Origin of the sequence: Bathymodiolus japonicus methanotrophic gill symbiont, from assembly GCF_019721995.1 — a bacterium.
In the GTDB taxonomy this organism is placed as follows: Bacteria; Pseudomonadota; Gammaproteobacteria; order Methylococcales; family Methylomonadaceae; genus Methyloprofundus.
The window spans coordinates 269,985-276,191 of sequence record NZ_BLYC01000004.1 but is presented as its reverse complement, the minus strand read 5'-3'; the positions used below and the strand labels follow the sequence as shown (position 1 = coordinate 276,191).

Sequence of the window (6,207 nt, the reverse complement as noted above, 5' to 3'; positions counted from 1 at the left end):
CCATCTCCTTACACACAAGTCTGATATAAGAGTGTAAAATCTCATTATTTTAGTAACGATGACTGAGACTTGGGCAGAAATGGAATTTTGTAATTTAGATTTAGGTGATTCACGGCTTAATAAAAGAGCAGTTAAATTGATAGAAACTTTTGTAAAAGCGCCTAAACTAAGCATTCCTCAGGCTTGCCAAGGCTGGGCTGAAACACAAGCGACTTATCGATTTTATGCAAATGAAAATGTGACATGGGAAAAGTTGTTAGTCGCCCATACAGATCAAGTTGAACAGCGCATTATAGTCAGTGAAGAGCCCGTTATTTTATGCTTACAAGATACGACAGAATTAGATTTTAATGGACAAGAAACTGAGGATTTAGGTCGCTTATCTTACGATGCCCAAAGAGGCATGTACTTGCATCCGACACTCTGCATTACACCAGACCGGCTCCCTTTAGGGGTTAGTGATGCGTGGATGTGGGCAAGAGGAAAAAGCAAAGCAGAAGATCAAAATAATCCCACGATAAAAGAAAGTGATCGCTGGATAGAAGGTTATGAACGTGTCGCTGAAATGGCCGAACGTTGCCCTAAAAGTCGGCTCGTTTATGTGGCCGATAGAGAAGGTGATATTTTAAGTCTTATGCAGAGAAGTAAGGCGTTAAATACGCCTGCTGACTGGCTAGTAAGAGCCAGGCATAACCGTAAATTATCAGCGGATGAAACACTGTGGGATAGCGTCGATAAGCAAGAGGTTATGAGTCGCGTTAGTTTTATTAAGCCACGAAAAAAAGGCGAAAAATCGCGACAAGTTCAGCAAGAAATTAAAGTGTTACGCTGCACTTTCCCCGTAAAAGGGAAAGAAGGTATTGAAGTAACTTTGGTTCAGGCAAAAGAAATCAACCCGCCTAAAGGGAAGTCACCGCTCATATGGCGCTTATTAAGCAATCGAAGGGTAGAAAGTGAAGATCAAGCCTGTGAGTTGATTGACTGGTATCGCTGTCGCTGGGAAATAGAAATGTTTTTTGATATTTTGAAAGTGGGCTGCAAGGTTGAAAAGCTTCAATTATCCAGTAAAGAGCGCATTGAAAAAGCCTTAGTCATGGCCATGGTTATTGCTTGGCGGGTGATGTATCTTATGCGCTTAGGTCGCATCTGTCCTGACTTGCCTGCTGAATTAATCTTTGATCCTTTAGAATGGAAATCATCTTATGGTTTATTGGACAAAAAGATACCCAAAAAAGTGCCTACACTGAATGCCGTGTTAAGAAATTTAGCGACATTGGGTGGTTTTTTAGGGCGTAAATCAGATGGTGACCCTGGTGCGAAAAGTATTTGGATCGGTTTTCAGAGGATTCAGGACTGCGTATATGGTATTCAAATGGCCAGAAAGCTAAAAGGCGTATTTTAGGACTTGTGTGTAAGGAGGTGGGCTTAGCCGGGTTACGTTTTTTAAGTATTTTCCAATTAACAAATGAGTCAGTGGACATTAATATTATTGAGTATGATAATGCTGGTGGTTGCAGGCGCGCCATGCTACCTCACGAAATTCCGGGACTCCTGTCGCCGTAATTCGTTCACCTACGCAGCGAATAGGAGATGCTCCAGCCGCCCTGCGTCCGCCACAGACTGAGCACAAAGCAGCTCAGTCATGGCTACCACAAATGGCTCTACGGCTATTCGGGATAAAATTTTAGCCTCCCTCGCGCGCTATCGCGCACTTCGGATTGGCAAATTTCCCTGCGCCTTCTGGAGACTATCAGCCCGTCCGGGGCTGACAGCGAAAGAGCGGTATAGCAAAAAAAGATCGGCCTATTAAGCCTGAACGTGACAGTGCCTACCCGACCAAAACAGAGATTGCATTAGGCTTATTAAAAGAGTTTAAAGTTGCGCATAGCCTGATTAAAATTAAAGGCGTACTGGCTTGATGCGCTGTATGGTGAAAAAGCCTTTATGGACGAAGCCGCTAAAGAATCTGGAGGCTCGCAGGTGATTAGCCAATTACGTAAAAACCAAAATATTGAATATAGAGGTAGAATAAGGTCAGTCGAGAGCTACTTTAATTCGATTAACAAAGGCATTGATCAGATAATACGTGTACGTGGCGGCAAAGAGTTTAAAGTGACTGTCAGCAGTGCACGATTAAAGGTGAGTTCTCACAGTAAAAAACGCTTTGTCATTGCCTTAAAATATGACGGTGAAAACGACTATCGCTATTTAGTGGCGACAGACCTGACTTGGCGCACACAAGATATTATTCAAGCCTATACGTTGAGATGGCTGATTGAGGTTTTCTTTGAGGACTGGAAGCTTTATGAAGGATGGGGGCGTGAGGCCAAACAATTAGATGAAGAGGGATCAAGCCGTGGCCTGATTCTGAGTCCTTTGTTTGACCATTGCCTTCTCCTTCACCCAGAGCAAATAGCCCGCATTGAAAGCAAACTACCTGCGTATACCGTAGGAAGCTTACAGCGCAAGTCTCAAATGGATGTACTGCTTGAGTTCATCACGTCATTGCTAGAGTTTCCAGATCCTGGTGATAAGCTGAAAGAGTTAGGTGAATTAATAAAGGATGCGTTTCAACTGATGCCATCAGGAAAACATATGATTGGCAGAGATTTAGGGCGCTTAGAGCCAACACCATCATTCGCTGAAAATCAGGGAAACGGAGCCTAACCCATCTTCGTCACTATTGATGATGTAGTTGTTATAAATCAATTGGTTGAAATTTTAAAAAGTAGCCAGTTGGCACTACAGATTTTGTGTTTTTGTATAAAACGTTGGATTTTTTAGAGTATTTTTGTCGCATGTAAATTACACTCAAATAATGATGATTTTTTTGACAAAAGTCAATGAATTTATCGACAAAAATAATATAAATGGCACTACAAAACTTTCAAAAAAAACACCATTGATTTTAAAGAGAATTTTTCGACAAAAAATCGCTTAAACCGATGAATCAATGGCTTAGGAAGATGAAAGTGACGAAGATGGGCTAAGCGAAGTGATGATTTTTAGTCCGCGATAGCCGTAGGGCCGTTATTTTGTCGGAGTCTGAGCGTTAGCGAAGGTGGAGACAAAATAAAAGGCCATCCGACACGGCGTCAAGTCATTTGGAGCCTATGTTCCGACCCCTTGTTGGGTCGGGACGAGGTGACGAGGACGAATCGGGGCCGCCGGAGGCATAAGTGGTCGCGTTAAGTTTTTGCTGCTTGCTTGGGCTGGGATGCCCAAAACAAGCTTTCGCAAAAATAGCGACTCCCCGAAAAGTATTGTTCTGCTGGGTGAAGGTAAGAGTTTGATGGCAATGGGATGGAAAAACTTGAACATCGAGTTTTAGTGTTATTGAATGTCTTTTCAATCGTCCATCGCTTGAAATACAGCATGGCAATGGTTCCAGGGTTAATAGTCATTGGCAAGGTTGTCACAAACCGGTGAAGTTTTCCGGTTTCTGGATCACGGTAATCCACCACGTTAAATTTGATGCCCTTGTTTTCGTACACACTTTATGCTTCAACCCCTGTATTGATCTCATGGCGGGAGTCAAAAGGGATAGACTCAACCAGAGTCGCAATTGAATTTTCTTTTAGCATTGAAATATGTAATTAGCATGTCGTTTCTGCCGATCCCACCAGACAAAGTCGGTGACGGCTTTATCGTAGACATAGAGATGTTTCTGAGAGCTGTTATTTCCCTTGTTTTGCTTTTCAATATGATCTCGTAACACAGGTATTTCTTGATGCCTCTGAGTTCCGTTTGTCACCAGACAAAGAAATCTGAGCAACCCACTTCTGAGATTCAACGCGTAAATCCCCCCGGCCGCATAAACTTTCCCCTTGCTGTTTTTTTCAGTATGGCAGGCATGATCAATAAAATGTCCATCCACTGCTTCTATGGTGTATTCGTCAAGTTCTGGGAATGCTTTAAGATAATCAATGCCTTGCGATAGCAGTGTTTCAACGTGAAGATGATAGCTCTGCTGTTCAAATGCCTCAAGCATACTTGTTCGTCTATGCGACTTCAGTGATTTAAAATACGTTGAGTGGGGAAGCAGCTGGCCATACATCTGTTCATTGGTTTGGAGGAAATGGCGACCACTGCGGGGAGTCGCTATTTTTGCGAAAGCTTGTTTTGGGCATCCCAGCCCAAGCAAGCAGCAAAAACTTAACGCGACCACTTATGCCTCCGGCGGCCCCGATTCGTCCTCGTCACCTCGTCCCGACCCAACAAGGGGTCGGAACATAGACTCCAAATGACTTGACGCCGTGTCGGATGGCCTTTTATTTTGTCTCCACCTTCGCTAACGCTCAGACTCCGACAAAACAACGGCCCTACGGCTATCGCGGACTAAAAATCATCACTTCGCTTAGGCTACGTTTCCCTGATTTTCAGCGTCGGCAATTGCAAGCTTTATTTGAAATTATTTGTTGTTTTTTTACGGTGCCTACAGAGTGTCTATTTGCTGTTATAAGTGATTAAAATCAAAAAATGGAAATATTCGAGTGGTGCTACCTTCAGGTAGGTTATAGGCTGCTTTGTTTAGGTACTTCTTCTTTCAATGGGAACACTGATGATGTTTATAGCAAACCCCTACTTAATTCCCCTTAGGCAATAGCATTTGAAACTAATGAAAAGACTGTTTTTTTCATATAGTTGTAGCATAGTTTCAATTTTACCATAAATAATTATTGGGAAACTTCAGCTAGTAAATACTTTGCCGGATTACGCTATCGCTAATCCAGCCTACATTGTTTTATAAATCATACCAAAGCCCTAGCTTTTAAAAACGCCTGTTCAGACAAAGTACTCCACTGTGAGACCTGGGTTCTAAACTGGCTAAATGAAGCATATATCTTCTTCGCCATCGGATCTTTATTAGCTAGCTCAAGCACCACCTCCTCAGACAGCTGCTTTAATTTGCGCAATACATCATCAGGCAATGGCATTAGCTTGACACCGTGTTTATTAACCAGAGTATCCAATGCCTGATTATTTTTCGCCATATAATCAGATAGCATATCTATATTGACTGCTTTACAGGCAGCCATAACAATACTCTGCAAATCAGCGGGTAATTTATTAAACGCATCTTTATTGATCATCGCCTCCATGGTCGAGCCTGGCTCATGCCAGCCTGGGTAGTAATAATATTTCGCTACTTTATAAAAACCAAACGCCAGATCATTATAAGGCCCCACCCATTCGGTCGCATCCAGAGTACCAGACTGCAGAGACGTAAATAACTCACCGCCCGGAATATTAACCGTTGTGCCTCCGGCTCTGCGCAATACTTCTCCGCCTAAGCCCGGAATCCGCATCTTCAGACCTTTTAAATCATCGACCGTCTTGATTTCACGATTAAACCAGCCCGCCATTTGCACGCCAGAATTACCCGCAGCGACTGGAATTAAATTAAACGGCGCATATAACTCGCGCCATAACTCCATGCCACCACCATAATATAGCCAGGCATTCATTTCCTGAGCGGTTAAGCCAAACGGTACCGCAGAGAAAAACTGCGTTGCTGCATTCTTACCTTTCCAGTAATAAGCACCCGAATGCCCCATTTGCGCCGTTCCTTTAGAGACTGCATCAAAGACCTCGAAGGCGGGCACTAATTCATTGGCACCATAGACCTTGACTTTAATGCGCCCGCCGCTCATTTCATTAATCATTTTGGCCAGCAAATTTGCCCCTACACCCAGGCCAGGGAAATTCTTCGGCCAGGCAGTGACCATTTTCCATTTAAATTGCGCCTTGGCATGCACAACACCGGGCGCGAGCAATGCCCCGCCAGCAGCAATTGCACCGACACCTGCCTTATTAATAAAATCACGTCTGTTCATATTCTTTAGCCTTATACTTGAGTTGGCGTATTTTACCCGAATTATACTTGCATTATTGACAAAAAATTCAAGATTAGCTATGGTTAGCTATAATCTACTTGTAAAGGTCATTTATTATGCAAATTAATATATTCTAGGCTAAAAATAATTTATCAAGTTTGATTGTTGCAGCAGAACAAGGCGAGGAAGTCGTTATTGCACGCAATGGCCAGCCAGTCGCTAAACTAATCAAATACACCCCGCCAAAAGTACAGCCTCCTGGCATCTCGAAAAATCAAATAGCATACAGCGATGATTGGGACTCACCGGAAACCAATGCAGAGATAGAGCTACTTCTTACAGCAAACGATAATGCCTCTGCTACTTGATA

10 protein-coding genes and 1 pseudogene are annotated in these 6,207 nt (G+C 43.1%); 6 read left to right on the top strand and 5 right to left on the bottom strand.

The annotated features are described in order from the left end of the window. Nucleotides 1-58 precede the first annotated feature (58 nt). Entirely contained in the window at nucleotides 59-1,402 is a 1,344-nt protein-coding gene (locus K6984_RS08555; RefSeq protein WP_420831625.1) for an IS4 family transposase, read from the top strand. 84 nt (nucleotides 1,403-1,486) lie between these two features. On the opposite strand, the gene K6984_RS08550 is transcribed toward K6984_RS08555, so the two are convergent. Further along, nucleotides 1,487-1,630, bottom strand: coding sequence for a hypothetical protein (locus tag K6984_RS08550; protein WP_221895133.1), 144 nt, complete (start codon nucleotides 1,628-1,630; stop codon nucleotides 1,487-1,489). A gap of 12 nt (nucleotides 1,631-1,642) precedes the next feature. On the opposite strand from K6984_RS08550, the gene K6984_RS08545 reads away from it, so the two are divergent. Together K6984_RS08545 and K6984_RS08540 are read left to right on the top strand one after the other, a co-directional pair. Continuing rightward, the gene (locus tag K6984_RS08545) at nucleotides 1,643-1,810 is read left to right on the top strand and encodes a hypothetical protein (protein ID WP_221895132.1); all 168 of its coding nucleotides are present in this window, start codon (nucleotides 1,643-1,645) and stop codon (nucleotides 1,808-1,810) included. A gap of 134 nt (nucleotides 1,811-1,944) precedes the next feature. Further along, a complete protein-coding gene (locus K6984_RS08540; protein ID WP_221895131.1) occupies nucleotides 1,945-2,667 on the top strand; it encodes a hypothetical protein in 723 nt (240 codons plus the stop codon). Nucleotides 2,668-3,111: 444 nt separating this feature from the next. Here the strand turns inward: K6984_RS08540 and K6984_RS32920 are convergent, their stop codons facing one another. From K6984_RS32920 to K6984_RS08530, 3 genes are all read right to left on the bottom strand, one after another. After that, nucleotides 3,112-3,240 carry a hypothetical protein gene (locus tag K6984_RS32920; protein ID WP_263458596.1) on the bottom strand — a complete coding sequence of 43 codons (129 nt, stop codon included), beginning with the start codon at nucleotides 3,238-3,240 and terminating at the stop codon, nucleotides 3,112-3,114. Then, nucleotides 3,189-3,494 (bottom strand): hypothetical protein, encoded by a 306-nt coding sequence (locus K6984_RS08535; protein WP_221895130.1) that lies wholly within the window; start codon nucleotides 3,492-3,494, stop codon nucleotides 3,189-3,191. Before K6984_RS08535 ends, K6984_RS32920 begins: the two co-directional genes overlap by 52 nt. A gap of 83 nt (nucleotides 3,495-3,577) precedes the next feature. Then, a complete protein-coding gene (locus K6984_RS08530; RefSeq protein ID WP_221895129.1) occupies nucleotides 3,578-4,144 on the bottom strand; it encodes a hypothetical protein in 567 nt (188 codons plus the stop codon). Here K6984_RS08530 and K6984_RS32915 point away from each other — a divergent pair. Next, the gene (locus K6984_RS32915; RefSeq protein WP_263458596.1) at nucleotides 4,108-4,236 is read left to right on the top strand and encodes a hypothetical protein; all 129 of its coding nucleotides are present in this window, start codon (nucleotides 4,108-4,110) and stop codon (nucleotides 4,234-4,236) included. The genes K6984_RS08530 and K6984_RS32915 overlap by 37 nt on opposite strands. A gap of 27 nt (nucleotides 4,237-4,263) precedes the next feature. Beyond that, nucleotides 4,264-4,470 carry a hypothetical protein gene (locus tag K6984_RS08525; RefSeq protein WP_221895128.1) on the top strand — a complete coding sequence of 69 codons (207 nt, stop codon included), beginning with the start codon at nucleotides 4,264-4,266 and terminating at the stop codon, nucleotides 4,468-4,470. A 281-nt stretch (nucleotides 4,471-4,751) separates the two neighbouring features. Here K6984_RS08525 and K6984_RS08520 read toward each other — a convergent pair whose 3' ends face one another. Beyond that, nucleotides 4,752-5,837 carry a TRAP transporter substrate-binding protein gene (locus tag K6984_RS08520; RefSeq protein WP_221895127.1) on the bottom strand — a complete coding sequence of 362 codons (1,086 nt, stop codon included), beginning with the start codon at nucleotides 5,835-5,837 and terminating at the stop codon, nucleotides 4,752-4,754. 149 nt (nucleotides 5,838-5,986) lie between these two features. On the opposite strand from K6984_RS08520, the pseudogene K6984_RS08515 reads away from it, so the two are divergent. Beyond that, nucleotides 5,987-6,205: pseudogene (locus tag K6984_RS08515) on the top strand (type II toxin-antitoxin system Phd/YefM family antitoxin); the annotation flags it as partial. Nucleotides 6,206-6,207 lie beyond the last annotated feature (2 nt).

Coding starts and splice junctions, on each gene's coding strand:
- K6984_RS08540 (WP_221895131.1), top strand. CDS start 1,945: ATGGACGAAGCCGCTAAAGAATCTGGAGGCTCGCAGGTGATTAGCCAA.
- K6984_RS08545 (WP_221895132.1), top strand. CDS start 1,643: ATGGCTACCACAAATGGCTCTACGGCTATTCGGGATAAAATTTTAGCC.
- K6984_RS08525 (WP_221895128.1), top strand. CDS start 4,264: ATGGCCTTTTATTTTGTCTCCACCTTCGCTAACGCTCAGACTCCGACA.
- K6984_RS08555 (WP_420831625.1), top strand. CDS start 59: ATGACTGAGACTTGGGCAGAAATGGAATTTTGTAATTTAGATTTAGGT.
- K6984_RS08520 (WP_221895127.1), bottom strand. CDS start 5,837: ATGAACAGACGTGATTTTATTAATAAGGCAGGTGTCGGTGCAATTGCT.